This window comes from Streptomyces sp. f51 (assembly GCF_037940415.1).
GTDB lineage: Bacteria > Actinomycetota > Actinomycetes > Streptomycetales > Streptomycetaceae > Streptomyces.
This window is the reverse complement of record NZ_CP149798.1, coordinates 390,931-416,209: the sequence shown is the minus strand read 5'-3', so window position 1 is coordinate 416,209 and position 25,279 is coordinate 390,931. Positions and strand designations below refer to the sequence as shown.

Sequence of the window (25,279 nt, the reverse complement as noted above, 5' to 3'; positions counted from 1 at the left end):
GGCAGACCTCCCGGATCTGACGGAGTATCAGAAAAGGTCTTCCCTCGTCCGGAGGTCTGCGGCATCCTGCGCCCATGCAGACGGAGCTGAGCAAGGAACTGGGAGTCGAGCACGCCGTCTTCGGCTTCACGCCGTTCCCCGCCGTCGCCGCGGCCATCAGTCGCGCGGGCGGATTCGGCGTGCTCGGCGCGGTCCGCTACACCGCCCCCACGGACCTGGAGCGCGACCTCGACTGGATCGAGGCGAACGTCGGCGGCATGCCCTACGGCCTGGACGTCGTCATGCCCGCCAAGAAGGTCGAGGGGGTCACCGAGGCCGACGTCGAGGCGATGATCCCCGAGGGGCACCGCCAGTTCGTCAAGGACACCCTCGCCAAGTACGGCGTGCCCGAGCTCGACGAGGGCGAGGCGTCCGGCTGGCGCATCACCGGCTGGATGGAACAGGTCGCCCGCGGCCAGCTCGACGTCGCCTTCGACTACCCGATCAAACTGCTGGCCAACGCGCTGGGTTCACCGCCCGCCGACGTCGTCCGGCGCGCCCACGACAAGGGCGTGCTCGTCGCGGCGCTCGCCGGCAGCGCCCGGCACGCGCGCAAGCACGCCGAGGCGGGCATCGACGTCGTCGTCGCCCAGGGCTACGAGGCCGGCGGCCACACGGGGGACATCGCCTCGATGGTGCTCACGCCCGAAGTCGTCGACGCCGTGGGCCCGTTGCCCGTCCTGGCGGCCGGCGGCATCGGCAGCGGACAGCAGGTGGCCGCCGCACTGAGCCTCGGCGCCCAGGGCGTGTGGCTCGGCTCGGTCTGGCTCACCGTGACGGAGGCCGACATGCACTCGCCCGCCGTCACCCGCAAACTGCTCGCGGCCGGCTCCGGCGACACCGTCCGCTCGCGCGCCCTGACCGGCAAGCCCGCACGGCAGCTGCGCACCGAGTGGACCGACGCCTGGGACGACCCGGCCGGCCCCGGCACGCTCCCCATGCCGCTCCAGGGACTCCTCGTCGCCGACGCCGTCTCCCGCATCCAGAAGTACGAGGTCGAGCCGCTGCTGGGCACACCGGTCGGGCAGATCGTCGGCCGGATGAACAGCGAGCGCTCCGTCCAGGAGGTCTTCGACGATCTGACGCGGGGCTTCGAGCACGCCGTCGACCGCATCAACCGCATCGCGGGCAGGGGAGAACAGGCATGACCACCTCACCCAACGGCTTCTGGGCCCAGGCAGGCGCCGACCCCGAGCGCGTCGTCCTGGTCACCCCCTCCGGCGAGGAATGGACCGCCGGACGTCTGCACGCGGCGGCCAACGGGCTCGTCCACGGGCTGCGCGCGGCCGGCCTCGAACGCGGCGACTCCTTCGCCGTCGTGCTGCCCAACGGCGTCGAGTTCCTCGTCGCCTACCTCGCCGCCTCGCAGGCCGGTCTCTATCTCGTCCCCGTCAACCACCACCTCGTCGGGCCCGAGATCGCCTGGATCGTCTCCGACTCGGGGGCCAAGGTCCTCATCGCGCACGAACGGTTCGCCGACGCCGCACGGCACGCCGCGGACGAGGCGAAACTCCCCGCCGAGCGGCGGTACGCCGTCGGAGAGATCGAGGGCTTCAGGCCGTACGGCGAACTCCTCGACGGACAGCCCGGATCGGCGCCCGCCGACCGCACGCTCGGCTGGGTCATGAACTACACCTCCGGCACCACGGGCCGGCCGCGCGGCATCCGGCGCCCGCTGCCCGGCAAGCTCCCCGAGGAGTCGTACCTCGGCGGCTTCCTCGCCATCTTCGGCATCAGGCCCTACGACGACAACGTCCACCTCGTCTGCTCGCCGCTGTACCACACCGCCGTCCTCCAGTTCGCGGGCGCCTCCCTGCACATCGGCCACCGGCTGGTCCTGATGGACAAGTGGACGCCCGAGGAGATGCTGCGGGTCATCGACGCGCACCGCTGCACGCACACCCACATGGTGCCGACCCAGTTCCACCGGCTGCTGGCCCTCCCCGACGAGGTGAAGGCCCGCTACGACGTCACCTCCATGCGGCACGCCATCCACGGCGCCGCCCCGTGCCCCGACCATGTGAAACGGGCCATGATCACGTGGTGGGGCGAGTGCGTCGAGGAGTACTACGCGGCCAGCGAGGGCGGCGGCGCCTTCGCCACCGCCGAGGACTGGCTGAAGAAGCCCGGCACCGTCGGCAAGGCCTGGCCCATCAGCGAACTGGCCGTCTTCGACGACGACGGCAACCGGCTGCCGCCCGGCGAACTCGGCACCGTCTACATGAAGATGAGCACCGGTGGATTCTCGTACCACAAGGACGAGACCAAGACCCGCAAGAACCGCATCGGAGACTTCTTCACCGTCGGCGACCTCGGCCTGCTCGACGAGGACGGCTATCTCTTCCTCCGCGACCGCAAGATCGACATGATCATCTCGGGCGGGGTCAACATCTATCCGGCCGAGATCGAGGCGGCGCTGCTCTCCCACCCGGCCGTCGCCGACGCGGCCGCCTTCGGCATCCCGCACGACGACTGGGGCGAGGAGGTCAAGGCCGTGGTCGAGGCCGCCCCGGGACACGAGGCCGGACCTGCGCTCGCCGCGGACATCCTCGCCCACTGCGAGCGGCAACTCGCCCGCTACAAGCGGCCCAGGAGCATCGACTTCATCGCGGCCATGCCCCGCGACCCCAACGGGAAGCTGTACAAGCGCCGGCTGCGCGATCCCTACTGGCAGGGCCGCACCCGGGCGATGTGACACCGCGGGGCCCGCCACGGCGCGCCGCACTCCCTTGACCTCGCCCCGGCGTGGATCGAGGATCACGTGCATGAAGCCTGGACACGGCAGTACGGTCGACGGGGTGCTGCGCCGCAGCGCCCGGCGCACACCGGCGCGGCGCGCCGTCGACTACCGAGAGCGCTCCTGGACGTACGCGGAACTCGACGAGGCCGTCTCCCGCGCGGCGACCGCCCTCCTCGACGAGGGGCTGTCCCCCGGGGACCGTGTGGGCGCCTACGGCCACAACTCGGACGCCTATCTGATCGGCTTCCTCGCCTGCGCCCGCGCCGGACTCGTCCACGTGCCGGTCAACCAGAACCTGACGGGCGACGACCTCGCCTACATCGTCGGCCAGTCGGGATGCTCCCTGGTCCTGACCGACCCCGACCTCGCGGGCCGGCTCCCGGAGGGCGTACGGACCCTGCCGCTGCGCGACGCCGACGACTCGCTCCTCGTACGGCTGGAGACGGCACGCCCGTACGACGGTGAGGAGCCGCGCGCCGACACGCTCGTGCAGTTGCTCTACACCTCGGGCACGACCGCCCTGCCCAAGGGCGCGATGATGACCCACCGCGCGCTGGTGCACGAGTACCTGAGCGCGATCACCGCGCTCGACCTGAGCGCGGGCGACCTGCCGGTGCACTCGCTGCCGCTCTACCACTCGGCGCAGATGCACGTGTTCCTGCTGCCCTATCTCGCGGTCGGCGCCTCGAACACGATCCTCGACGCGCCGGACGGCGGACAGATCTTCGACCTGATCGAGGCGGGCCGGGCGGACAGCCTGTTCGCCCCGCCCACCGTCTGGATCGGCCTGTCGAACCGGCCCGACTTCGCCGAACGCGACCTGAGCGGGCTGCGCAAGGCGTACTACGGCGCCTCGATCATGCCGGTTCCCGTCCTGGAACGGCTGCGCGAGCGGCTGCCGAAGCTGGCCTTCTACAACTGCTTCGGCCAGAGCGAGATCGGCCCCCTCGCCACCGTCCTCGGGCCCGACGAGCACAAGGGCCGGATGGACTCGTGCGGCACGCCGGTGCTGTTCGTGGACGCGCGGGTCGTCGACGAGGACGGCAAGGACGTGCCCGACGGGACACCGGGTGAAGTCGTCTACCGCTCACCGCAGTTGTGCGAGGGCTACTGGGACAAGCCCGAGGAGACGGCCGAGGCGTTCCGCGACGGCTGGTTCCACTCGGGCGACCTCGCCGTGCGCGACGCCCACGGCTACTTCACCGTGGTGGACCGGGTGAAGGACGTCATCAACTCCGGTGGTGTCCTGGTCGCGTCCCGGCAGGTCGAGGACGCGTTGTATACGCACGAGTCGGTCGCCGAGGTGGCCGTCGTCGGACTTCCCGACGAGCGCTGGATCGAGGCCGTCACCGCGGTCGTCGTCCCCCGGGGCGAGGTCACCGAGGACGAACTGATCGCCCACGCACGCGAGAAGCTCGCCCACTTCAAGGCGCCCAAGCGGGTCCTGTTCGTGGAGGAGCTGCCGCGCAACGCCAGCGGGAAGATCCTCAAGCGGGAACTGCGGGACCGGTTCGGCCGGGAGCGGCGGACAGGGGAGTAGCGGACAGGGCCGCGGGGGTGTCAGGAGTCCCCGCGGCCCTGTCCGCGGCCGGTCGGGCCCGCGGGCCCGACCGGCGGTCCGCCGGCACCCGTCAGGCGCGCGGGCGCAGGTCCACGATCCGCTTCAGCTTGCCCACCGACCGCTCCAGGGACTCCGGTTCGACGATCTCCACCGTGACCGAGACGCCGATCCCGTCCTTGACGCCCGCGGTGATCGCCCGCGCCGCCGCCTCGCGTGCCTCGGGGGTGGCGCCGGACCGGGCCTCCGCCCGCACGGTGAGCGCGTCGAGGCGGCCCTCGCGGGTCAGCCGCAGCTGGAAGTGCGGGGCGACTCCCGGTGTCCGCAGCACGATCTCCTCGATCTGCGTCGGGAAGAGATTGACCCCGCGCAGGATCACCATGTCGTCACTGCGCCCGGTGATCTTCTCCATCCGGCGGAAGACCCGCGCCGTCCCCGGCAGCAGGCGCGTCAGGTCCCGGGTCCGGTAACGGATCACGGGCATGGCCTCCTTGGTGAGCGAGGTGAAGACCAGCTCGCCCTCCTCGCCGTCGGGAAGCACCTCGCCGGTGATCGGGTCGACGACCTCCGGGTAGAAGTGGTCCTCCCAGATGTGCAGTCCGTCCTTGGTCTCCACGCACTCCTGGGCGACACCGGGTCCGATGACCTCCGAGAGTCCGTAGATGTCGACCGCGTCGATCGCGAACCGCTCCTCGATCTCGCGGCGCATCTCCTCGGTCCACGGCTCGGCGCCGAACACGCCGACCCGCAGCGAGGTGCCCCGCGGGTCCACGCCCTGGCGCTCGAACTCGTCCAGAAGGGTCAGCATGTACGAGGGCGTCACCATGATGATCTCGGGCTTCAGGTCCTGGATCAGCTGCACTTGACGGGCCGTCATGCCCCCGGACGCGGGGATCACCGTACAGCCGAGGCGCTCCGCGCCGTAGTGGGCGCCGAGTCCGCCCGTGAACAGGCCGTAGCCGTAGGCGATGTGGACCTTGTCGCCGGGCCGGCCGCCCGCCGCGCGGATCGAACGGGCCACCATGTCGGCCCACATGGACAGGTCGTTCTCCGTGTAGCCGACGACCGTGGGCCGTCCGGTCGTCCCGCTCGACGCGTGCAGGCGCCGGATCTCGTCCTGCGGAACGGCGAACATCCCGTACGGGTAGTTCTCCCGCAGATCCGCCTTCACCGTGAAGGGGAACCGGGCCAGGTCGGCGAGCGAGCGGCAGTCGTCGGGGCGCAGTCCGGCCTTGTCGAAGGACTCCCGGTAGAAGGGGACGTTCTCGTAGGCGTGCCGCAGCGACGCGCGCAGCCGCTCCAGCTGGAGCGCCCGCAGTTCCTCCAGGTCCAGCCGCTCGCCCGCGTCGAGCAGGCCCTTCGCGTCCGTCGAGCCCGCCATCGCGCCCTCTCCCTCGCCAACCGTGTCATACCGGACGACCGATCATTCGGTCGATCCTTTCCGGACAGTAATCCAGGTGTCCGCCGTCAGTGCAAGGGGTCGGCGGAGCCTTTTTGCGGGGAGCAGGAGGCGGGGCCGGTCAGCGCACCAGGGCGGGGCGCTTGGCGTCGAACTCCCAGCCCGGCACGAGGTGACGCATGGCGACCGCGTCGTCACGGGCGCCGAGCGCCTCCTTCAGATACAGCTCGTGCGCGGCGAGCAACCGGTCCATGTCGAGCCGGACGCCCAGGCCGGGTGCCTCCGGCAGCGCGATCTCGCCGCCGACGATCCGCGGCGGGTCGACCGTGAGCCGCTCCAGACCCTCCTGCCAGATCCAGTGGGTGTCGAGGGCGTTGTACGGGCCGGGCGCGGCCGCTCCGCAGTGGGTGACCATGGCGAGCGAGATGTCGAAGTGGTTGTTCGAGTGGCAGCCCCAGGTCAGCCCCATCGCGTTGCACAGCTGGGCCACGCGCACCGATCCCCGCATGGTCCAGAAGTGCGGATCGGCCAGCGGGATCGAGACCGACTGGAGGGCCAGGGCGTGGGTCAGCTGGCGCCAGTCCGTGGCGATCATGTTGGTCGCCGTCGGCAGCCCCGTCGCCCGGCGGAACTCGGCCAGGATCTCCCGTCCCGAGTAGCCGTCCTCGGCGCCGCAGGGGTCCTCGGCGTAGGCGAGCGTGCCGACCAGGGGCCCGCACAGGTCGATCGCCTCGCGCAGCGACCAGGCGCCGTTGGGGTCGAGGGTGACGCGGGCCTCGGGGAAGCGGTCCTTGAGTGCGCGGACGGTCCTGACCTCCTCGGCGCCCTCCAGGACTCCGCCCTTGAGCTTGAAGTCCCGGAATCCGTACAGCGCGTGGGCCGCCTCGGCCTGCCGGACGATCGCGTCGGGCGTGAGCGCCTCCTCGTGCCGCAGCCGGTACCAGTCCACGTCGGAGCCGCGCTCGCGGGCGTACGGCAGATCCGTGCGGTCCGGGTCGCCGACGAAGAAGAGGTAGCCGAGCACCCGCACCCGGTCGCGCTGCCGTCCGTCCCCGAGGAGGGCCGCGACCGGAACGTCGAGGTGCTGGCCGAGCAGGTCGAGCAGGGCGGACTCGACGGCGGTGACCGCGTGGACGGTCGTGCGCAGGTCGAAGGTCTGGGCGCCGCGGCCCCCCGCGTCACGGTCGCCGAACCGCTCCCCGATCTGGCGCAGGACCCGCTGGTAGTCGCCCACCTTCGTGCCGACGACCAGGGGCCCGGCGTCGCGCAGCGTGCGGGTGATCTTCTCGCCGCCCGGAACCTCGCCGAGCCCGGTCCGCCCCTCGGAGTCCTTGAGCACCACGACGTTGCGGGTGAAGTACGGACCGTGGGCGCCCGACAGGTTCAGCTCCATGCAGTCCCGTCCGGCGACGGGGTAGACGGAGAACTCGGTGATCGTCGGTTGCTGACGCTGCATCACAATCCTTGTGTACGAGGGACGATGGTTGGACGGGCCCGCGGGCTCCAGGATGACGGCGACGGACCCGGCCGGGGGGTCGGCCCGCCCGGGGATCCGGGGCCGTCCCCCGCGTGCTTCAGGCGGGCCGGCGCACGGCCCCGACGAGGGCCAGCCCGGTGTCGAGGATCCGCTCCAGGGCGGCCAGGTCGTCGGGTCCGGGGTCCGTGAGCGGGGCGCGCACCGGGCCGACGGGAAGCCCGCGCAGCCGCGCCGCGGCCTTGACGAGGGACACGGCGTAGCCGGGCACCCGGTCGCGCAGCTCGACGAGCGGGACGTAGAAGTCGCGCAGCAGCTTGTTCACGGTCGCCTCGTCGCCCGTGCGCAGCGCGGTGAAGAAGGCGCCGGCGATCTCGGGTGCGAAGGCGTGCACGGCCGACGAATAGGCCGGAACGCCTACGGTGGCGTACGCGCGTGCCTGGATCTCGGCGGTGGCGGCCCCGTTGAAGAACAGGAAGCCGTCGGGGGCGGCGAGGGTCAGGCGCTGGAGCCGGTCGAGGTCGCTGTGGCCGTCCTTGAGTCCGACGACACCCGGGATCTCCGCGACGGCCCGCAGTCCCTCGGGGGTGAAGGCGACCGGACCGCGCTGGTAGGCGATGAGCGGCAGCCGGGTACCGGCGGCGATCCGGCGCAGCTGCTCGACCAGGCCGGCCTCGGGCGCCTCGACGAGATAGTGGGGCAGCACGAGAAGGGCGTCCGCGCCCGCCTCCTCCGCGATCCGCGCGAACCGCAGCGCCTGCGCCCATCCGTAGCCGGTGCCCGCGACCACCGGCATGCGGCCGTCGGCGACCTCGACCGTCGCGGTGACGACGGCGCGGTACTCGTCCTCGTCCAGCGCGCTGAACTCGCCGGTCCCGCAAGCGGGGAAGACCGCGCCGGGGGCCGTGGCCAGTCGGCCGCTCAGGTACGACCTGTAGCCCTCCGGATCGAGACGGCCGTCCTCCGTGAAGCTCGTGAGCGGGAAGGACAGCACCCCGCTCGCCATCCCGTCCCGCAGCCGGTGGACCACGCCGTCCGGATCCGCGCTGAACCCTGCCATGAGTCTCATCCCTGTATGCAGACGTCGTCTATGTATGCGAACTCAGATTAGGTTCATGAACCACCCAGGTCAATGGGAACGGGTGCGGATGTCCGCCATGGGCGTCCGCGCAACGCGAAGGGCCCGCGGCCGGGGAGGCTGCGGGCCCTTCGGGTCCGGGTCGGGCGTGGGGCCGTCAGTGCGCCGTTGTCGTGGCCGCCGGGCCCGGGGTCGAGCCGTACGCCGTCATGAAGCGGTCGCGGAACGTGTTCATCGCCCATTCCGGCGCGTTGTCCGCAGGCTTGAGCCCTTCCGTCCAGCCCCAGTCGGAGATGCGGTCCAGTACCTTCGGGTCGCGGGCGACGACGGTGACGGGCACGTCCCTGTTCGAGGTGCCACCCGTGACCGTCGGGACGGGCTGGTGGTCGCCGAGGAAGACCAGGACGGTGTTGTCGTCGCCGTAGCGCTGCATCCACTGCGTCAGGCTGTCCAGCGAGTACTGGATCGCCTTGCGGTACTCGGTCCGCACCCGCTTCGAGCTCTTCCAGACCTCCGTGGGGTTCGTGCCCTCTTTCTTGATCTTGTAGAAGACCTTGCCGTCCCCGAGGTCCTTCCAGTCGATCGTGTGGGCGATCGGGGACCAGGGGTTGTGGCTGGACGCGAGAATGATCTCCGCCATGATCGGGTCGCGGTTCTTCTTGCCGTGCTCCAGCTTCTGGAAGGCCTCAAGGCTGAACTGGTCCGGTACCGGCGTCCAGCTGAAGTACGGGCCCTGGTAGCCGAGGTGCGTCGAGTCGTAGATGTGGTCCAGGCCGAAGTACTTGCCCTCGGGCCAGGCCTTGCGCACGCCGGGGACGATGCCGACGGTCCGCCAGGCGCCGGTCTTCTGGAAGTAGCTGGTCAGGGTCGCGCGCTTGCTGGTGGTCAGGGACCGGTACCGCTGCTGGTTCTCGACCCAGGTGCCGGACAGGAACGTCGAGTGGGCGAGCCAGCTGCCGGCGCCGGTCACGGGCGACCTGAGCCAGCCGCTGCGCGCCGAGAAGCCGGCCGCCTTGAGCCGGGCGTCGCCCGCCTTGAGCGTGGCGTCGACCTCGGGTCCCATCGTCGGATCGTCGATGGCCACCCGGCCGTAGCTCTCGATGAAGGTGAGCATCACGTCCTTGCCGCGCAGCCCGGTCAGCAGCTGGTCGGACGGGGTGCGGGCGAACGCGTCGACGGCCATCTGCTTCTTGTAGACGTCGGCGTCACCGAGGCCGTCGCGGACGTACTTCACACGGTTCGAGAGGTACTGGGCGTAGCCCTTGGTGGCGAACGTGACCCCGCCGAACTGCACGCCCAGGGTGAAGCAGACGACCCACGCCACGCCCAGGACCAGCGTGGCGCGGACGGCCACCGTGCGGTGCCGGGCCAGCGTGTTCGCCAGCCGCATCGTCGCGAGGACGCTCAGCGCGAGCACGGCGACGATCAGGACGATCACGCCGGCCACCGCGAGCAGTTCGCCCGAGCGCCCGAACGAGTCCTTCACCCAGTCCGCGCCGTCGCTCAGCAGCACCCAGTCGAAGACCAGGTCGAACGGCCGGGCCAGGGTCTCGCGGAAGCCCATGTCCAGGCACTTCAGGATGGCGGACAGGCCGAGGATCACCCCGAGGACCCCGGCGGTGATCCGCCGTGCCCTCGACGGCAGGACGAGCAGGACGGCCGCGAGGAAGACCGCCTCGACGGGGAGGCGGAGGAACGCCTGGACGGACATCCAGTCGAGGCGGTTCGGTATGAGGAGCACGGTGAGCACCAGCGCACCGGCCAGGACGGTCGTGCCCACCCGGACGGCAGCCGCGGCCCGGGGGTAGCGCCGGCGCCAGCCGAACCACCCGGGGCGGGTGGTCGCGGTGGCGGGTTCGTCCTCGTGCCGGGACGCGGGGTCCGTGGGGTCGTCGCCCGCGGCCTCGGGAGTGGGCTCGGTGTCGGCGCCGGCTTCGGTGAGTTCATCGCCTGGAGCGGCGCCTTCGTCGTCGGAACCGGTGCGCGTCACGGCGTGTTCGTCGTCGGTGGGGTGCGAGGCCGTGGCCTCGGCGTCGGCGGGGTGCGGGTCGGCGGACTCGCCGTGCTCGGCGTCGGCGGGCGCCTCCCCGGTCCGCTCCTCCGCTGCGGGACCCGCGTGCGCCGCGATCCGATCCTCGGTCCCGGAGTCCTCGCGGGTCCCGTCCACCGCCGTGGCGTCGGGGTCAGGACCCGCGTCGGCATCCGGCAGTTGACGAGGATGCGTGTGGTGCGACACCCGAAGGTCCTTCCGTGCGTAACCCGGTGCTGGTGCGACGGAGGCTGTTTCCGCCATTCCCCATACGTCCGGCCGTCACCTCACGTTCAAGGCGGGGCCGATCGCGCACAGAGTACGTCGCGGGAATCGCCGGGTTGACGCGGGTGGCGCCTACCGGTCGGCCGCCACCGCCACCTCCCGTGCCCACCGGTAGTCGGCCTTGCCGCTCGGCGACCGCTGGACGGAGTCCGTGATCACCAGCTGGCGCGGGACCTTGTAGCCGGCCAGGCGGCCGCGGCAGTGGGTCTGGATGTCGTCGAGGGACGGCCGCGGCGCGCCCTCGCGGAGCTGGACGACGGCCGCCACGTGGCTGCCCCACTTCGGGTCGGGCACCCCGGCCACCAGGGCGTCGTACACGTCCGGATGGGATTTCAGGGCCTGTTCGACCTCTTCGGGATAGACCTTCTCACCCCCGGTGTTGATGCACTGTGAGCCACGGCCGAGCACGACGACGATGCCCTCCTCGTCGACCGTGGCCATGTCGCCGAGGAGCACCCAGCGCTCGTCGCCCTTGCGGAAGAACGTCTCGGCGGTCTTCTTCGGGTCGTTGTAGTAGCCGAGCGGCACATGGCCGCGCTGCGCGACCCGTCCCGGCTCACCGGCCGCGACCGGCTCGTACGTCACCGGGTCCACCACCTGCGTACGGGCGTTGACGCGGATCCGGAAGCCGCGTTCGGGTCCGGAGTCGGCGGTCGCGGTGCCGTTGAAGCCGGACTCCGAGGAGCCGAAGTTGTTCAGGAGCATCACGTTCGGGACGAGCGCCTGGAACTGCTCGCGCACGGTGTCCGACATGATCGCGCCGGACGAGGACACGCTGAACAGGGCGGAACAGTCCGTGCCCTTGAGGGGGCCGGAGAGCGCGTCGATCAGGGGCCGCAGCATCGCGTCGCCGACCAGCGACACACTGGTCACCTTCTCCCGCTCGATCGTCCGCAGGACCTCCTCGGGAGCGAACTTGCGGTGCAGCAGCACGCGTTGGCCGAAGTTGAAGGCGATGAAGGCGGTGAGCGTCGACGTGCCGTGCATCAGCGGGGGAGTGGGGAAGAAGGTGATCCCGGCGCCGCCCGCCGCGACGCGCTCGGCCAGCTCCCGCGGCTCGGTGACCGGATCGCCGGTGGGCGCTCCGCCGCCGAGACCCGCGAAGAAGAGGTCCTCCTGCCGCCACATCACGCCCTTGGGCATCCCGGTCGTGCCGCCGGTGTAGATGATGAACTGGTCGTCCGCGGAGCGCGGAGCGAACCCGCGCAGGGGCGAGCCGGCGGCCTCGGCCTCGCCGAAGTCCACGGCGTCCACCGGGTCCGCTCCGGGCGCGGCGGCGCCCACCCGGACCAGATGCCGCAGCCGCGGCGCCCGTGGCCGTGCCGCTGCCACCCGGCCGGTGAACTCCGCGTCGAACACCAGGGCCACCAGGTCCGCGTCCTGGTAGAGATAGGCCAACTCGTCTTCCACGTAGCGGTAGTTGACGTTGACGGGGACGATCCGCGCCTTCAGGCAGGCCAGCACGGTCTGGAGGTACTCGACGCCGTTGTAGAGATGGAGCCCGAGGTGCTCGCCGGGGCGGATCCCGCTGTCGATCAGATGGTGCGCGAGACGGTTCGCGGCCGCGTCCAGCCGCGCGTACGTCAGCCGGCGCTCCGCTCCCGTACCCGGGTGGTCGATGTACACGAGGGCCTCGCGGTCCGGGACCACGTCGACGACCGACTCGAACAGGTCGGCAAGGTTGTACTCCACCGTTCCTCCTGACCGTGCACGTCCGTGGCCGTGTGTCCCCGGAGCGTGTCCGCCCCGGACCCGACGGTCATCAGAGCAAAGCCCGACCCAAGTGGGAAGGGTCCCGGCAGAAGAAATCTGACTGCCTGTCAGAAAACCCTTGTACTGGCAGGACGCCTCCTGCAACCTGTTCTCGCATCCGAGACGGGAGGACGCCCATGGGTGGGACCGAACACCTCACCGTGCAACGCGAAGGCGCCACACTGGTGCTCACGCTCAACAGGCCCGAGGCCAGGAACGCGCTCTCGCTGCCGATGCTGGTCGGCCTGTACGACGGCTGGGTCGAGGCCGACGCGGACGACGCGATCCGCTCGATCGTGCTCACCGGCGCCGGCGGTGCCTTCTGTGCCGGGATGGACCTCAAGGCGCTGGCGGGCAGGGGCATGGAGGGCGAGCATTACCGGGACCGGCTCAAGGCCGACCCCGATCTGCACTGGAAGGCCATGCTGCGCCACCACCGCCCGCGCAAGCCGGTGATCGCCGCCGTCGAGGGGTACTGCGTCGCGGGCGGCACCGAGATCCTCCAGGGCACCGACATCCGGGTCGCGGGATCCTCCGCCACCTTCGGGCTCTTCGAGGTCAGACGCGGACTCTTCCCGATCGGCGGCTCGACGGTCCGGCTCCAGCGCCAGATCCCGCGCACCCACGCCCTCGAAATGCTGCTCACGGGACGCCCGTACACCGCCCAGGAGGCCGCCGCGATCGGGCTGATCGGTCATGTGGTGCCCGACGGCACGGCGCTGGAGAAGGCGCTCGCCGTCGCCGAGCAGATCAACGCCTGTGGTCCGCTCGCCGTCGAGGCCGTCAAGGCGTCCGTGTACGAGACCGCCGAACTCGCCGAGACCGACGGCCTCGCCGCCGAACTCCGCCGCGGCTGGCCGGTGTTCGACACCGCCGACGCCAAGGAAGGCTCCCGGGCCTTCGCCGAGAAGCGCCCGCCCGTCTACCGGCGGGCCTGACCCGCAAGCCCGGCCCCGGACGCGTCCTGTCCGCCCCTCGGACACGGCACGTCCGGCCGTTGGAAGGAGAGATCCGGGATGCCCGAAGTCCTCAAGGCCCCCCTCGTCGTCGAGTTCCCCTTCACCCGCTCGCTCGGGCCCGTGCAGAGCGCCTTCCTCACCGGCCTGCGCGAACAGGTCGTCCTCGGCGTACGGACCGCCGACGGACGCACCCTCGTCCCGCCCGTCGAGTACGACCCCGTCACCGCCGAGGAGCTGTCCGACCTCGTCGAGGTCGCCCCCACCGGCACCGTCACCACCTGGGCCTGGAACCACGACCCCCGCCGCGGCCAGCCCCTCGCCACGCCCTTCGCCTGGGTCCTGGTCAGGCTCGACGGCGCCGACACCGCCCTGCTGCACGCCCTCGACGCACCGGGCCCCGACGCCGTGCGCACCGGCATGCGCGTCCGCGTCCGCTGGGCCGCCGAGCGCTCCGGCGCGATCACCGACATCGCCTGCTTCGAGCCGTACGACGGCCCGGCTGCCGAACCCGGGGGCCACGACGGCCGGTTCGAGGACATGGTGACCGGGATCGTCGCCCCCGCACGGCTCGACTACGTCTACTCACCAGGCCGCGCCCAGGCCGCCTACATCGCGGGCCTCGCCGAGCACCGGACCGTGGGCGAACGCTGTCCCTCCTGTCACAAGGTCTACGTGCCGCCCAAGGGCGCCTGCCCCACCTGCGGGGTGGCCACGTCCGAGCAGGTCGAGGTCGGCCCCCGCGGCACCGTCACCACGTACTGCATCGTCAACATCAAGGCCAAGAACCTCGACATCGAAGTCCCTTACGTCTACGCGCACATCGCCCTCGACGGCGCCGGGCTCGCGCTGCACGGACGGATCGGCGGCATCCCCTACGACGAGGTCCGCATGGGTCTGCGCGTGGAGCCCGTGTGGACCGAGGGCGGCCGCCACCCCGACCACTACCGGCCCACCGGAGAACCGGACGCGGACTACGAGACGTACAAGGAGATGCTGTAGATGGAGCCCATCAGGGACATCGCCGTCGTCGCCTTCGCGCAGAGCGACCACCGGCGCACCTCCGACGAGCACTCCGAGGTGGAGATGCTCCTCCCCGTCCTGCACGAGGTCCTCGACCGGACGGGCCTGCGGGCCGGTGACATCGGCTTCACCTGCTCCGGCTCCAGCGACTACCTGGCGGGCCGTGCCTTCTCCTTCACCATGGCGCTCGACGGCGTCGGCGCCTGGCCGCCGATCTCCGAGTCGCACGTCGAGATGGACGGCGCCTGGGCCCTGTACGAGGCCTGGACCAAACTGCTGACCGGGGACGCCGACACCGCGCTCGTCTACTCCTACGGCAAGTCCTCGCCCGGCTCCGTACGCGACGTCCTGACCCGGCAGTTGGACCCGTACTACCTGGCGCCCCTGTGGCCCGACCCGGTCGCCCTCGCGGCGCTCCAGGCACGGGCGCTCATCGACGCGGGCGAGACCGACGAAACGGAACTCGCCGCCGTCGCCACCCGCAGCCGCGCCTCGGCCACCGCCAACTCCCACGCCCAGCTGCGCGGTTCGGTGCCCCAGGGCGACTACCTCGTACGGCCGCTGCGCACCGGCGACTGCCCGCCCATCGGCGACGGCGCCGCCGCCGTGATCCTCGCCGCCGGGGACCGGGCCCGTGAACTGTGCGAGCGGCCCGCCTGGATCCGGGGCATCGACCACCGCGTCGAGGCCCACTCCCTCGGCGTGCGCGACCTGACCGACTCACCGTCCGCCCGGCTGGCCGCCGAACGAGCCGGCGCCTTCGAACGGCCTGTCGACACGGCCGAGTTGCACGCGCCGTTCACCTCCCAGGAGGTCGTCCTGCGCAAGGCCCTGCGGCTGGACGACAGCGTGCGCGTCAACCCCTCGGGAGGTGCCCTCGCCGCCAACCCGATCATGGCGGCGGGACTCGTCCGCATCGGCGAGGCCGCCGCGCGCATCCACCGCGGGGAGTCCGACCGGGCGCTCGCCCACGCCACCTCCGGCCCCTGCCTCCAGCAGAACCTGGTCGCCGTACTCGAAGGGGACACCCGATGAGCAAGGAGCCCGTGGCCGTCGTAGGCATCGGCCAGACCAAGCACGTCGCGGCCCGCCGGGACGTGTCCATCGCGGGACTCGTCCGCGAGGCCGCCCAACGCGCACTGGCGGACGCCGAGCTGACCTGGGCCGACATCGACGCCGTCGTCATCGGCAAGGCGCCCGACTTCTTCGAGGGCGTCATGATGCCCGAGCTCTACCTGGCCGACGCCCTCGGCGCGACCGGAAAACCGATGCTCCGGGTGCACACGGCGGGCTCCGTCGGCGGATCCACCGCCCTCGTCGCCGCCAACCTCGTCGCCGGCCGCGTCCACGGCACGGTCCTCACCCTCGCCTTCGAAAAACAGTCCGAATCCAACGCCATGTGGGGCCTTTCGCTGCCCATCCCGTTCCAGCAGCCGCTGCTCGCCGGCGCCGGCGGATTCTTCGCCCCGCACGTCCGCGCCTACATGCGGCGCACCGGCGCGCCCGACACCGTCGGCTCCCTCGTCGCCTACAAGGACCGCCGCAACGCCCTGAAGAACCCCTACGCCCACCTCCACGAGCACGACATCACCCTGGAGAAGGTCCAGGCCTCGCCCATGCTCTGGGACCCGATCCGCTACTCCGAGACCTGCCCCTCCTCCGACGGGGCCTGCGCGATGATCCTCACCGACCGCGCGGGAGCCGCCCGTTCACCGCGCCCGCCCGCCTGGATGCACGGCGGCGCGATGCGCAGCGAACCGACCCTCTTCGCCGGCAAGGACTTCGTCTCCCCGCAGGCCGGAAAGGACTGCGCGGCCGACGTGTACCGCCAGGCGGGCATCGCCGACCCCCGCCGTGACATCGACGCCGTCGAGATGTACGTGCCGTTCTCCTGGTACGAACCCATGTGGCTGGAGAACCTCGGCTTCGCCGACGAGGGCGAGGGATGGAAGCTCACCGAGTCGGGCGTGACCGAACTGGAGGGCGACCTGCCCGTCAACATGTCGGGCGGAGTCCTCTCCACCAATCCGATCGGCGCCTCCGGCATGATCCGCTTCGCCGAAGCGGCCCTCCAGGTACGCGGCCAGGCCGGAGAACACCAGGTCGACGGGGCCCGCAGGGTGCTGGGCCACGCCTACGGCGGCGGGTCCCAGTTCTTCTCGATGTGGCTCGTCGGCGCCGCACCGCCCAGCTCCTGAAACCGTCCCCCTCACGTGGCCTGTGCGCGGCACGGACCGATCGCTAGGCTGGCCGCGGACGACGAACCGGGAGGAGCACGGACGTGGCCGAGAGCACCATCGAGCAACACCCGCTCGCGGGCTGGGACAAGCCGGAGCTGGACCTCAGCAACGCCGACTGGCAGTCCAGCAGCCGCGGGCGGGGAGATGTCGAGATCGCCTTTGTCGAGGGCTTCATCGCGATGCGCAACAGTGGCCGCCCGCAGAGCCCTTCCCTCATCTTCACGCCCGCGGAGTGGGGGGCGTTCGTATCGGGGGCCCGCGAAGGGGAGTTCGACCTGACCTGACCCACGACCGCCGGGCCCGCCCCGCCCCCCGGAGCACGGAGGGGCGGCGGCCCGGCCCCCGCGCCCGGAGGCCGCCCGCCGTCCGGCCCTCCCGCGGCCCCGCCGCCGAGGAGGTTCCCAGCAGGAGCGCGCGAACGGGCTGCCCCGTGGATGATCGGGGCGTACGCTGAGGTGCCTGTAGGTCACGGTGCGCATCCGCTCCCCGCGCGGACGCGCCATCGTGGCAGGGGGTGGTCATGGGGCAACGCAGCCTTCGCAGCCGTCGGACGCTCTTCGAGCGCGAGAGCGAACTCTCCGCCGCCGACGAGGCGTTGAGCGACCTGGTCGGCCTGCGCCGGGAACCGGGCGAGCCGCCGGGCCGATCCCGCGGCGCGCTCCTCGCCTTCGCCGGACGCGCCGGCATCGGCAAGACCACCCTCCTCGGCGAGGTCCGCCGGCGCTCCACCGCCAAGGGCTGCACCGTACTGAGCGCGCGCGGCGGCGAACAGGAGCAGCGCGTCGCCTTCCACGTCGCCCGGCAGCTCCTCCAGCCGCAGCTCGCCGGATTCTCCGAAGCCGAACTCCGCGCCTCACTGGGCAGTTGGTACGCCATCGTCGGCCCCGCGCTCGGTCTCTGCGCCCCGTCCGAGGGCGCCCCGCCCGATCAGCAGGGCCTGCGCGCCGGACTCGACTGGGTGCTCACCCACCTCGCCGTGCAGCGCGCCCCCATGGTGCTCCTCCTGGACGACGCCCACTGGGCCGACGCCGAATCACTCAGCTGGCTCGCCGCGTTCGCGCCCCGCGCCGAGCAACTCCCGCTGCTGCTCGTCGTCGCCTACCGCCCGGACGAACTGCCCGAACACGCCGAGGCGTTCAGGGGCCTGCCCGGTCGCGCGGGACAACGTCCCATCGGCCTCGAACCGCTCAGCGCAGCGGCCGTCGCCCGGCTCGTCAGGGAGGACCTCGGCACCCAGGCCGACGACGCGTTCTGCCGCGAGTGCTGGGCGGTCACCGCGGGCAACCCCTTCGAAGCCGTCGAGCTGACCGCCAAGGTCCTCGACCGCGGCCTGACCCCGACCGAGGACGGAGCGCACCTCCTGCGCGACCTCGCCGCCGCCGTCAAGGGCAGCGGCATCGTCGCCCGCCTCGAACGCCTGGGCACCGCGACCGTCCGCTTCGCCTGGGCCTGCGCCGTGCTCGGCACCGAGATCCGCCCCGGTCTCGCCGCGGCCGTGGCCGGGCTCGGCTCCGAGGAGGCGGCCGACGCCGCGGACGCCCTGCGCACCGCCCGCATCCTGACCGGCGCCGACCCCCTCGAATTCGTCCACCCGCTGATCGCCACCGCCGTCTACCGTGACATCCCCGGCAGCGTCCGCGTCGCCCTGCACGGCCAGGCCGCCTGGTGCGTGATCGACGAAGGCCTCGGCCCGGCCGCCGCCGCCCGCCACCTCATGGAGACCCACCCGGACGGCGACACCTGGATCGTCCAGCAGCTGCGCGCCGCGGCCCGCGAGACCCAGCGCGCCGGAGCCCCCGACGCCGCCCGCAGCTACCTCGCCCGCGCCCTGCGCGAACCGCCGCCCTTCCAGGACCGCGCCGCCGTCCTGTACGAACTGGGCTGCGCGTCCCTGCTCACCGAGCCCGGAACGACGGTCAACCACCTGCGTGCCGCCCTAGAGGAACCGATCACCGACCCCGAGCTGCGCCACAACATCGTCTACCGCCTCTCCCAGGTGCTCGCGCACAGCGACCGCCTCGCCGAGGCCTCCGAGACCCTCGCCCGCGAGATCCCGGTCACCGGCGACGCCCGGGTACGGCTGCGCATGCAGTCCGAGCAGTTCATGTGGGACGCCTTCCGCGCCGACGAGCCCGACTCGCCCGCCCGCTCCCGGCGCCTCGCCCGCCTCGCCGACCGGCTCACCGGACACGACCTCACCGAGCGCTACGTCATCGGACTGCGCGCCTGGGACGCCACCCTGCGCGGCGAACCCGCCCCCGTCGCCCTCCACCACGCCGAGCGCGCCCTGGCAGGCGGCCTCGGCTGGGCCGAGGCCGACCGCGGCTTCGAGGTCCCGGTCCTGGTCGCCATGACCTTCATGTACGCCGACCGGCCCGGCCGCACCGAAGAACTCTTCGCCACCGGGATCGCCGACTTCGAGTCCCAGGGCTGGCACGGCGCCCACCTCTCCTTCGGCTACACGATCCTCGGCTACGTCCGCTTCCGCCGCGGCCGCCTCGCCGAGGCCGAGGACTTCGTCCGCGCCGGACTCAGGCTCGCCGAACGCGTCGGGCCCGGCACACCCGTCCACTGGTACGCGGTGGGCACCCTCATCCAGGTGCTGCTCGCCCGCGGCCAGGTCGAGGAGGCCGCGCGCACCGGCGAGGCCTACGCCTTCCACGCGCCGTTCTCGGCGGCCGTCACTTTCCCCGACGCCCAGACCGTGTACGGCGAACTCCTGCTCGCCCGCGGACTCACCAAGGAAGCCGCCGCCGAGCTCACGTCCGCGGGCCGCCGCCTCGACCCGCGCGGCATGCGCAACCCGGCCTGGTGCCCCTGGCAGCTCCATCTCGCCCGCGCCGAGAGCCACGACGCCCCGGAACGGGCGGCCGCCACCGCGCACGAGGCGGTGAACCGCGCCCGCCAGTACGGCGCTCCCTCCACCATCGGCCAGGCCCTGCGCGTCGCCGCCGAGGTCTCGCCCGCGCCGGACCGCGTCCCGCTCCTGGAGGAGTCCGTCGGCCATCTGGAGCGCTCCCCGGCCGCCTACGAACTGGCGTGCTCCCTCGTCGCCCTGGGCACCGAACTGCGCCGCGCCGGACGCCCCCGGGAGGCCGCCGAGCACCTGTACCGCGGTCTTGACGCGGCGGTCCAGTGCGGTGCCGACGGACTGATCGAGGACGCCCGCGAGGAGCTGGCCTCGGCGGGACTGCGGCCGCGCCGGCTGCACAGCACCGAGACGGACACGCTCACGGCCCGTGAGCGCACCGCCGCCGCGCTCACCGTCCGGGACCGGACCCCGGCCCAGATCGCCCAGGAACTGCACGTCGACGAGCACACCGTCGCCCGGCTCCTGTCCGCGGTCTACCGCAAGGTCGGCACCGACCGCAGAGGACTCGAGGCGGCACTGGGGGACCAGGCCATCTCCTGACACCGGCGGCCCGCCCGGCGGACCCGGGCGGACGGGGCTCGCGGGACCGGTACGCAAGGTGCCCGCGTGACCCGTGCGCACACGGCTCGGGCGAGCCGTACGCCCGGTGCTCGCGGGACCCGTCCGCGCAGCGCCGGCGGGCCCGCTGCGCCCGGCTCCCGTGGGGCCCGCCACGCGCCCGTGCACGTACCATTGCGGCATGTCCTTCCTCCGCCGCCGCAGCGCCACGCCCGCCGGGCCCGACTTCGATGTTCTGGCCATGGATCCGGGCGACTGGCCCGGCAATCTCGGCGCGGGCCTGCTGCCCGCCCCCGACGGCAGCTGCCAGGGCGTCTTCCTGCGCTACGACCTGTTCGGCGGCCGCGGTCCCGCGATGATCATCGGCAATCTGCCCGAGGGCTCCCAGGCCCGGGACGTCGCCGAGAACGAGGTCCCCTTCGAGGTGGCCCAGCTGCTCATCGCGCTGGAGAACAACGAGGAGGTGACCGTCACCGGGACCGAGGACATGCCGGTGATGCAGGGCGACAACCTTCTGATCGTGCGCCGGCTCAAGCTCTCCGAGACCCGTATCTCCTGCGTGCAGTTCGACCGCAGCGACAACGTCCTGGTGACCATCGCCGCCTGGGACCGCCCGATCACGGACGACCTGTACGCGCTCCTGAAGCCCCTGCCCGCGGAACTCTTCCAGCAGGGCTGAGGCCGAACTCCCCGCCTGACGTCACAGCTTGAGGGTGAACCAGGTGGTCTTGCCCGCGTCCGTCGGGCGAACGCCCCAGTTGTCGGCGAGGGCACGGACCAGGATCAGGCCGCGTCCCGACTCCTCCTCCTCGGTCGCCGTCCTGGGCTGCGGCAGATGCGGGCTGCGGTCGCTGACCTCCACGGTCAGATCGGTCGCGGTACGGCACAGATGCAGGCCGATGGGTCCCTGGCCGTGCTGCACGGAGTTGGTGAGGATCTCCGACAGCAGGAGCCGGGCGTCGTCGCCCGCGGGAAGGCAGTCCCAGGCCGTCAGTGCCTTGCCGAGGAAGGCGCGGCCCTCGGGCACCGATTCCGGCACCGCGGGCAGATCGGTGCTGAGCGTGGCCAGGGGCCCTTCGGGGAGCCGGATGAGCAGCAGCGTGACGTCGTCGTTGTGTCCGTCGCAGTCCGGCAGCAGGGCGGACAGCACATGGTCGGAGGCGTCCTCCAGATCGGGCGCGACGGTGAACAGGTCGCCGAGGGTCGTGGTGAGCGCGGCGAGCTGGTCCTCGATGTCGCTGCCGGGCGTCTCGACGAGACCGTCGGTGTACAGGACGAGCGTCGCCCCGGGCGGGATCACCGAGGTCGCCTGCTCGTAGAGGATGCCGCCGACACCGAGCGGCGCGTTCACCGGCGCGGGCAGCGGCCGGGCGCCGGCACCCGGCGTCGCCACCAGGGTCGGCAGATGCCCGGCCGAGCAGAGCGTCACCTCGCCCGCGTCCGCGGAGATGACCAGATAGCAGCAGGTCACGAGCTGGTCGGGCACATCCAGATCGCCGACCACCGCCTCCAGGGCCTGCATCAACTGCCGGGGCTGCATACCGGTCTTGGCCAGCGCGTGCGCGGCCGACCGCAGCTGGCCCATCACGGCGGCGGCCTCCAGACCGCGGCCCATCACATCGCCGATCAGCACCCCGACCCGCCCCGCGCCCAGCGGGATCAGGTCGAACCAGTCCCCTCCCACGCCCGCTCCCTGCGTGGCGGGCCGGTAGCGGCTCGCGGTCGTCAGGCCGGGGATGGCGGGCGGGGTGCCCATGAGACTGCGCTGGAGCGTGAGCGCGATGTGCCGCTGCTGCTCGTACAGGAACGTCAGCTCCGCCTCGGCCTTCTTGCGGTCGCTGATGTCCCGGACGATCGCGCACGCGCCGATCACCGTGCCGTCGGAGTCACGCGTGGGCCACAGCGTGATGTCCACGTCCAGCAGGGCACCGGAGCGGGTCAGCCGCAGGGTCTCGAAGTGCTCGACCTTCTCACCGCTGCGCAGCCGGTCGAGGAGCGTGTCGATCTCGCCGCGCCGCTCGGTGGTCGCGAGCAGGGACACGTGCCTGCCCATGACCTCCGACCGCGAGTAGCCGTACAGCCGCTGCGCCGCCGCGTTCCAGTAGGTGATGTGACCGTCCAGGGTCTTGGCGAGGATCGCGTCCTGCGAGGACTCGACGAGTCCGGCCAGTTCGTTGATCCGGGCCTCGGCGCGCCTGCGCTCGCTGACGTCGCGGACGGCGGCGGAGACCAGGAGTCCGTCGGTGGTCTCCAGCGGGCTGAGGCTGATCTCGACGGGGAACTCGGTGCCGTTCTTGCGCAGCCCGTGGAGTTCGAGTCCGGCGCCCATCGGGCGTACCTGGCGGTTGTCCGAGTAGCCCTTGCGGTGGAGGTGGTGCTGGGCGCGGAAGCGGCCGGGCACGAGGAGTTCGACGGGGTGACCCAGCAGTTCCTCGCGCCGGTAGCCGAAGAGGGCCTCGGTCTGGGCGTTGACGAGTCTGATCGTTCCGGTGTCGTCGACGATGACCATGGCGTCGGGCGCGGCCTCCAGCAGACCCCGAAACCTTTCCTCAGCGGCCTTGCGGTCGCTGACGTCCCGGACGGCGGCGGAGACCAGGAGCCCGTCGGCGGTCTCCAGCGGACTGAGGCTGATCTCGACCGGGAACTCGGTGCCGTCCTTGCGCAGCCCGTGGAGTTCCAGTTCCGCGCCCATCGGGCGTACCTGGCGGTTGTTGGCGTACCCGTCGCGGTGGAAGGTGTGGTGGGCCCGGAAGCGGGCCGGGACCAGGAGTTCCACGGGGCGGCCCAGCAGCTCCTCGCGGGTGTACCCGAAGAGGGCCTCGGTCTGGGCGTTGACGAGTCTGATGGTTCCGGTGTCGTCGACGATCACCATGGCGTCGGGCGCGGCCTCCAGCAGACCCCGAAACCGTTCCTCGGCCCCCGTCGGCGGGTCGTTGCGCGGTTCGCCACCGCACGCGCACCCGCGGGGGGCCGCCGCACCGGCCGACCGCGTTGAAGTCTCGTTGACGAAGTTGCCCATGCCTGCCCCAGGGTGTGCCGTGTTCCGTGAACGGCCCATCAGAGCGCACGGAGAGCAGGCGCGCGGTTACATGTCGTTAACTGTCACGAGCGCGGCCGAACCTGTTCTCCGTGGCCCTTTCCCTGGTCGGTTGCCGGTGTCATTGCCTTCGGCGGTCCGGACGCCGGATCCGCCCCGCTGGGACCCGGCGCCGAACCTCCGGCCGGACTACGGAACCAGGTCCACGTCCGCGGCCCGTACGAACTCCACCCGGTGCCCGAACTGGATCTCGTAGTACATGTCCGTACCGATCACGACCCGGTGCGACGTCGTGTCGAACGTCGGCGAGTAGAAGTACTCGCCGGGCACCTCGTCACCGGCCGCGTAGCGCTGGCCCGCGAGAATCTTGTAGGGCAGGGGCGAGACGGCCTGGGCGGGCACGCCCGCCGGGTACGCCTCCTTCTCCGGGTACGCCCTGCCGTAGACCGGGATCTCCGCCAGACCCTCCTTGGGTGTCACGGCGGGACCCGACGCCCGCACCGCGGTCGGCTGCTTGCGCGGGTTCTTGAACCAGGCCTTCTGGCCCAGGTACCAGATCGCCGTCCAGTCGCCGTCCCGGCCGGCGAGCGCGTACCGCTGACCGGTGGAGACACGCGAGGCGACGTCGTTCACGCCGGTCGTCGAGGCGTCGCCCTTGGGGTACAGACCGATGTCCTGGATCAGCGGCGAGCTCTCGTCGGGCTGGGAGTAGAGGCGCACCTCGCTGGAGCCGTGCGCGGCGCAGGGCTGGCCCGCGGTGACGCAGCCCGTGTACAGCGGCTGGTTCTCGTCGTAGTCGGGCAGGACGGTCACCAGGTCGCCGCCCTTGCCCGACGTGCGGTGGAAGGGGTGCCCGAGCAGGGTGAAGTAGTGCTGCCAGTCCCAGTACGGGCCCGGGTCCGTGTGCATGCCCGGGATGGTGGAGGTCGTCGGGCCCGGTACGTTGTCGTGCCCGAGGATGTGCTGGCGGTCCAGCGGGATGTCGTACTTCCGGGCGAGGTAGCGCACCAGACGCGCGGAGGCGCGGTACATCTCCTCGGTGTACCAGGTGTCGGGCGCGGTGAGGAAACCCTCGTGCTCCAGGCCGATCGACTTGGCGTTGATGTACCAGTTGCCCGCGTGCCAGGCCACGTCCTTGGCCTTCACGTGCTGGGCGATGTGCCCGTCGGTCGAGCGCAGGGTGTAGTTCCACGACACATAGGTCGGGTCCTGGACGAGGTTCAGCACACCGTCCCAGGTGCCTTCCGTGTCATGGATGACGATGTACTTGATGCTCTGCGACGCGGGCCGGTCGCCCAGGTCGTGGTTGCCGTAGTCGCCCTCGCCGAACTCCGCGTACGGGGCCGGGATCCACTCGCAGGACACGGACCGCGGGCACTCGGTGCCGTCGGCGGAGACCGTCCGCAGCCCCGCGTGGCGCAGCTGGGCGGTGTCGGGGCTGAGCCCGGGCCTGGCGGTGAGCGTCACCCGCTGCCCCGCGTCCGTGGTGCGCCGCTCGCCGGAGCGCATCACGGCGTACGCGTCGTCGGCGTAGGCCGCCGCGGTGGCGCTGTCGTCGGCCCCGGAGAAACGTCCCACCGCCGCGTACCAGTCGGATGGGTCCTCGCTCAGCGGCTCGCCGAGGTCCCGCTGCGCTGCGGCCAGCAGCGCCGCGCCGCCCGCGACGTTCGCCGCCGCGTCGGTGCGCAGCCGCTCCGCCGGCAGGCCGGTGAGGCCCGCGGCCTTCGTCAGGGTCTTGAGCCGGGCCGGGAGCCGGGAGTCCGTGGGCACCCGCGTGTCGGGCAGGAGCGCGCCGCGCGAGCTGTCGCCGCGGGCGTCCTCCGTGCCGTCGCTGTGATGCGGGCTCGCGGCGATCGCGGTGCGGGCGTCGGTCAGGTGCATGGGGCCGTAGCCGCCGGTGACGCTCGGGGCGCCGGCGTGCGTGTCCCAGCGGGACTGGAGATAGGACACGGCGAGCAGGACGCTCTGCGGAACGTGGTACTCGGCGGACGCGGAGGCGAACGCCCGCTGCAACGTGGTCGCGGGCGCCTCCTCGGCCGAGCTGGAAGGGGCCGCGCCGAGCAGTGGCAGCAGCAGCGCCGCCGAGGCGACGGCTCCTGCGGATCTGCGCGCGCGTCTGTGCCTGGTGCTGGAGCCCTTGGGGTCGGTGGCGGACCGGTGCAAAACAGCCTCCTGGGACGGTCGGGCGCGGTGGGGCGTGCGAGAGCCGAACGCGTCAGTGCTACCGGCTCTCCGACGA

General features: G+C 72.0%; 17 protein-coding genes. 10 read left to right on the top strand and 7 right to left on the bottom strand.

Translation table 11 applies throughout. The annotated features are described in order from the left end of the window. Positions 1-74: 74 nt before the first annotated feature. The 3 genes from WJM95_RS01790 to WJM95_RS01780 all read left to right on the top strand — a co-directional run bounded on the left by WJM95_RS01790 (position 75) and on the right by WJM95_RS01780 (position 4,319). Complete coding sequence (locus tag WJM95_RS01790; protein ID WP_339127666.1) at positions 75-1,187, top strand: nitronate monooxygenase; 1,113 nt, start codon at positions 75-77, stop codon at positions 1,185-1,187. Further along, positions 1,184-2,734 carry an acyl-CoA synthetase gene (locus WJM95_RS01785; RefSeq protein ID WP_339127665.1) on the top strand — a complete coding sequence of 517 codons (1,551 nt, stop codon included), beginning with the start codon at positions 1,184-1,186 and terminating at the stop codon, positions 2,732-2,734. The genes WJM95_RS01790 and WJM95_RS01785 overlap by 4 nt, the downstream gene beginning before the upstream one ends. A 70-nt stretch (positions 2,735-2,804) precedes the next feature. Further along, positions 2,805-4,319: an acyl-CoA synthetase gene (locus WJM95_RS01780; RefSeq protein WP_339127664.1), complete on the top strand. Its 1,515-nt coding sequence runs from the start codon at positions 2,805-2,807 to the stop codon at positions 4,317-4,319. 91 nt (positions 4,320-4,410) lie between these two features. Here WJM95_RS01780 and paaK read toward each other — a convergent pair whose 3' ends face one another. The 5 genes from paaK to WJM95_RS01755 form a co-directional block, all read right to left on the bottom strand. Then, positions 4,411-5,718, bottom strand: a complete 1,308-nt coding sequence (gene paaK / locus WJM95_RS01775) for a phenylacetate--CoA ligase PaaK (RefSeq protein WP_339127663.1) — start codon at positions 5,716-5,718, stop codon at positions 4,411-4,413. Between the two features lie 139 nt (positions 5,719-5,857). Beyond that, positions 5,858-7,192 carry an enolase C-terminal domain-like protein gene (locus tag WJM95_RS01770; protein WP_339127662.1) on the bottom strand — a complete coding sequence of 445 codons (1,335 nt, stop codon included), beginning with the start codon at positions 7,190-7,192 and terminating at the stop codon, positions 5,858-5,860. 118 nt (positions 7,193-7,310) lie between these two features. After that, the gene (locus WJM95_RS01765; protein ID WP_339127661.1) at positions 7,311-8,270 is read right to left on the bottom strand and encodes a 5-dehydro-4-deoxyglucarate dehydratase; all 960 of its coding nucleotides are present in this window, start codon (positions 8,268-8,270) and stop codon (positions 7,311-7,313) included. Between the two features lie 175 nt (positions 8,271-8,445). Continuing rightward, positions 8,446-10,524 carry a sulfatase gene (locus WJM95_RS01760; RefSeq protein ID WP_339127660.1) on the bottom strand — a complete coding sequence of 693 codons (2,079 nt, stop codon included), beginning with the start codon at positions 10,522-10,524 and terminating at the stop codon, positions 8,446-8,448. A 150-nt stretch (positions 10,525-10,674) separates the two neighbouring features. Further along, complete coding sequence (locus tag WJM95_RS01755; RefSeq protein ID WP_339127659.1) at positions 10,675-12,294, bottom strand: acyl-CoA synthetase; 1,620 nt, start codon at positions 12,292-12,294, stop codon at positions 10,675-10,677. 197 nt (positions 12,295-12,491) lie between these two features. Between WJM95_RS01755 and WJM95_RS01750 the strand changes: the two genes are divergently transcribed. The 7 genes from WJM95_RS01750 (at position 12,492) to WJM95_RS01720 (ending at position 20,682) form a co-directional block, all read left to right on the top strand. Further along, on the top strand, positions 12,492-13,292 hold the full coding sequence (locus tag WJM95_RS01750) for a crotonase/enoyl-CoA hydratase family protein (protein WP_339127658.1): 801 nt from the start codon (positions 12,492-12,494) through the stop codon (positions 13,290-13,292). Positions 13,293-13,370: 78 nt separating this feature from the next. Further along, entirely contained in the window at positions 13,371-14,312 is a 942-nt protein-coding gene (locus WJM95_RS01745) for an OB-fold domain-containing protein (protein ID WP_339127657.1), read from the top strand. Then, the gene (locus tag WJM95_RS01740) at positions 14,313-15,368 is read left to right on the top strand and encodes a thiolase domain-containing protein (protein WP_339127656.1); all 1,056 of its coding nucleotides are present in this window, start codon (positions 14,313-14,315) and stop codon (positions 15,366-15,368) included. Then, complete coding sequence (locus WJM95_RS01735) at positions 15,365-16,531, top strand: thiolase domain-containing protein (protein ID WP_339127655.1); 1,167 nt, start codon at positions 15,365-15,367, stop codon at positions 16,529-16,531. The genes WJM95_RS01740 and WJM95_RS01735 overlap by 4 nt, the downstream gene beginning before the upstream one ends. Before the next feature lie 83 nt (positions 16,532-16,614). Then, the gene (locus WJM95_RS01730; RefSeq protein WP_339127654.1) at positions 16,615-16,857 is read left to right on the top strand and encodes a DUF397 domain-containing protein; all 243 of its coding nucleotides are present in this window, start codon (positions 16,615-16,617) and stop codon (positions 16,855-16,857) included. 236 nt (positions 16,858-17,093) lie between these two features. Further along, positions 17,094-19,985: an AAA family ATPase gene (locus WJM95_RS01725; protein ID WP_339127653.1), complete on the top strand. Its 2,892-nt coding sequence runs from the start codon at positions 17,094-17,096 to the stop codon at positions 19,983-19,985. 199 nt (positions 19,986-20,184) lie between these two features. Beyond that, entirely contained in the window at positions 20,185-20,682 is a 498-nt protein-coding gene (locus WJM95_RS01720; protein WP_339127652.1) for a hypothetical protein, read from the top strand. A 21-nt stretch (positions 20,683-20,703) separates the two neighbouring features. Here WJM95_RS01720 and WJM95_RS01715 read toward each other — a convergent pair whose 3' ends face one another. Further along, on the bottom strand, positions 20,704-23,022 hold the full coding sequence (locus tag WJM95_RS01715; protein WP_339127651.1) for a PAS domain S-box protein: 2,319 nt from the start codon (positions 23,020-23,022) through the stop codon (positions 20,704-20,706). A 207-nt stretch (positions 23,023-23,229) separates the two neighbouring features. Continuing rightward, on the bottom strand, positions 23,230-25,203 hold the full coding sequence (locus WJM95_RS01710) for a peptidoglycan recognition family protein (protein ID WP_339127650.1): 1,974 nt from the start codon (positions 25,201-25,203) through the stop codon (positions 23,230-23,232). Between the last annotated feature and the right edge of the window lie 76 nt (positions 25,204-25,279).